The organism is Bradyrhizobium sp. Kon58 (assembly GCF_055807455.1).
Genome location: NZ_JBVVOT010000073.1, coordinates 1 through 3,017, shown reverse-complemented (window position 1 = coordinate 3,017; position 3,017 = coordinate 1). Strand labels below are relative to the sequence as shown.

General features: G+C 62.5%; 4 protein-coding genes and 1 pseudogene. 1 reads left to right on the top strand and 4 read right to left on the bottom strand.

The window, feature by feature from the left end; genetic code table 11:
* From AC0L20_RS39410 to AC0L20_RS39400, 3 genes and pseudogenes are all read right to left on the bottom strand, one after another.
* Positions 1 to 77 (bottom strand): annotated as a pseudogene (locus AC0L20_RS39410) (YidB family protein); the annotation flags it as partial.
* 74 nt (positions 78 to 151) lie between these two features.
* Positions 152 to 772, bottom strand: coding sequence for a hypothetical protein (locus AC0L20_RS39405; RefSeq protein ID WP_473295575.1), 621 nt, complete (start codon positions 770 to 772; stop codon positions 152 to 154).
* Between the two features lie 30 nt (positions 773 to 802).
* Positions 803 to 1,123 (bottom strand): PepSY domain-containing protein, encoded by a 321-nt coding sequence (locus AC0L20_RS39400; RefSeq protein ID WP_085352673.1) that lies wholly within the window; start codon positions 1,121 to 1,123, stop codon positions 803 to 805.
* 385 nt (positions 1,124 to 1,508) lie between these two features.
* Between AC0L20_RS39400 and AC0L20_RS39395 the strand changes: the two genes are divergently transcribed.
* Positions 1,509 to 1,691: a DUF3606 domain-containing protein gene (locus tag AC0L20_RS39395; protein ID WP_456654279.1), complete on the top strand. Its 183-nt coding sequence runs from the start codon at positions 1,509 to 1,511 to the stop codon at positions 1,689 to 1,691.
* Between the two features lie 38 nt (positions 1,692 to 1,729).
* On the opposite strand, the gene AC0L20_RS39390 is transcribed toward AC0L20_RS39395, so the two are convergent.
* On the bottom strand, positions 1,730 to 2,629 hold the full coding sequence (locus AC0L20_RS39390; RefSeq protein WP_473295574.1) for a 3'-5' exonuclease: 900 nt from the start codon (positions 2,627 to 2,629) through the stop codon (positions 1,730 to 1,732).
* Positions 2,630 to 3,017 lie beyond the last annotated feature (388 nt).

The following is a 3,017-nucleotide window of genomic DNA, read 5'->3' as shown; positions in this document are numbered from 1 at the left end:
AGCTTGTCCCGATTTTGATAGCCGGCGATTGCGAGCATACCCAAGAGGGCGGTCATCGATGGCATTCCGCGGCTCATATTCGGCTCCTCAGTTCGATCATTAGTAACGTGCAAGAAAAGGGCGGCCCGCCTAGGGCGGGCCGCCGGCTAATTCATCGCACTCCGGTGCCGTAAAGTTGGCGCTCTCTGCGGACCTCGTCCGCGCCATAAGGCTGGGCGGAGGGATCGTAGCTCTTCCACCCGGCCTTCTGCCAGGCTGCGCTCCGTTCGCGGAGATTGACGGCGGACTGGTTCAGGATCGCTTCGTAGCGCGGGCGGTCCGCATCAGGTACACGAGCCGAAACCAGGGTGCCGCCGCGCCTAACACCTTCGGCGTAGAGTGGTGCTTCCTCATCGGATACGCCGGCCTGCGTCAACGCTCCCACGACCCCGCCCGTCGCGCCGCCGGCAACGGCACCGAGCGCGGTCGATGCGAGCCATCCGGCCGCCACGACCGGACCCAAGCCAGGTATCGCCAACAAGCCAAGGCCCGCGAGCAAGCCGGCCGCGCCACCGAGGCCTGCTCCGACGCCCGCTCCCGTGGCCGCACCTTCAGCCCGATCATCAACCCCATCTCGATCTCGATCGACCTTCTTGTCGGTGCTGTACCAGTTGTCGGAATTGTTCGCGACGATGCTCAAATCCGAATGCGGCACGCCCGCACCCTCCAGGCTCGTCACCGCGCGCTGCGCATCGGAGTAGTTATCGTAGAGACGTGAAATCGCGACGGTCATCTTGAATCCCTCAATTTTGTTGGGCGCAGGTTATTTCGCCGCGTTCACGTTGCCTTGGAAATCCAGACTCACATCGGTCGAGGCGCCGCCTTTGCTGGCCTTTCCGCGCCAGACGCCGTTGTCGTCCTTCTTCAGGGATGTGACGTTGGTGTAGCCCGCGTCCTCAATCTTCGATTTGGCCTGACCCTCGGTGAAGCTGTTGGCCCCTGCGACCGGCTTGTTGGAATTGTTCTGACCGGTACTGTTGACCGCGTTATTGTTGGGCCGATCAGTGGCCGGCGGGTTTTGCGCAAACGACGGACCCGCCAGAAGCGAAGCAGCCGTTAGCAGAAGAAGCAGTCTCTTGTTCATGTCGTCCTCCAGAAGTGGCACGGCACAAACATGCGCTGGACTGAGAAGTTCCAAGTTTTCCCGGTCCGTGGGTTTGGAATGGAGGATGTAGAAAAGGATCTGCAAGAAAACGGGAGCGGGCTCAGGGCGCGTACTTCAAGGTCATTCGGGCGGAGCGTTCGGAGCTGGCCAACCCGGGCGACGTACGCCAAAGGGCCGCTGTAGTCATGCGGTGCGACGAAGCCTTCGTGCAGGCGGTCGAGCAAACGAAATGGAAAGGCCAACAAGGGTGAAGCCGAGATGCTGCCGGCGCTCGTTCGGCTTCAGCCCGCAACAGCTTCTTTAAGGGAACCCCGCGATTCCTTGAAGCGTTGCACTGCCATCAGTTTCGCAGACGGAGGAGCAGATGGCAGGGAAGAAGAAGACCGCACGGGGACGCAAACAGGATCGCGCCCGCGTGGCTAAAGGCCAGGACTACGAATTGCGGTACGAAGCAAAGAAGACTGGCCGCTCGGCCTCGGCGGTGAAGAAGGCCGTGAAGAAGGTCGGCAACAGCCGCAAGCGGGTCGAGAAACGTCTCGGCCGCTGAGGGCAGGTTCGCGCGCGTAGCATGGCCGTTGGCGGCCATCAGATCCTGCAGGAGAAGCGGGTGAAGGCGGTCAGCGTCTGCAGGCGCGGCTCCACGTCGCGCAGGTAGATCTCGGTCCGGAGAAACGCGAGCTCGGTGTCCAGCGCCGACTCGCAGAGGTCGACGTACCAGGACTTTGGCCGACCGTCCGTGCCGTCGCTCCAGCGATAGCCGCGCCGCTTCAGCGAATCCTTGAGTTCGAACGGCGACTGTTCGGCCCAGATCCGGATGGTCTTCTGTCGTGCGGTCTCGAGCAGGACGGCGAGCGCGGGCGCGCCGGTCGTTGGTAGGTCGAAGTCCAAGATCTCGAGCAGCGCGTGACAGTCGTCAACCGCGCGGTGCGCCTGGTGAAAGTAGCCGGCGCCATTCAAAAGGTAGCCGAGCTTCGCTCCATCGAAGCCGTGCTGCCGCCACTGGACCTCGGTCGCGGAGCATGCCCACGCCTTCCGCTCGAAGACGGGCCAGTAGCGTTCGGAAAACTTCCGATCGAATCCACTGTTATGCGCGATGACCAGGACCACGGAATCATCGACGAAGGCGTTCACGGCGGCCTCGTCGATCCTGTGGCCGGCCACCATTTCGTGGGTGATGCCGGTAAGCGCCGTGATCTCGGCCGGGATCGGCTCGGACGGCTCATTGAAGGCGGAGAACGTGTCCCTGACATCAATGATGCGCCCGTCCGGCGTGTAGCCGAACTTGACCATGCCGAGTTCGATGACTTCATCTTTGCGGTGGTCGAGGCCGGTGGTTTCGGTGTCGAGCAGGATGCCGATCCTCATTTCGTGTCCGGAGACCCCCATCGACCTCGGCCGCGGCACCAGGCGCCGGAGCACCCGGTAGTCGCTCGATCGCCCTAGTACCTCGGCCATCGCGGCCAGATCGGATGCGTCTTGAAACATCTCTTCTCGTGGTGAGCCGATGAGGTAGTCCCGTCAGGTCCCACAATATCGGGACCGCTCGGCGCGAGATATCTGAAAGACAAGCAATTCACGGGCTTTTCGGGAGAGTCGGTGCAGTTGGGTCCCCTTGCGGGACGCTCGCGCAGGGCTTCAAGCGCGAGCGCTCCAGAGGTCCGCGCTATGAACGGGCGGATCGGCGGAGCAGCTCCAAAGGCTAGACAGGCGTCCGCCTATCGTGCCGACCCCGGATTGCTACGGTCCCACTGGTGCGTGATCGTTTACGATCTGCAGCTATATTTGTATCTATGGATCTCGAGTACGACCCCAAGCGCGAGGCCGCCGCGGCGATGAAGCTTGCCGCCGAAGCAAAGGGCGCAGAGCGGCAGAG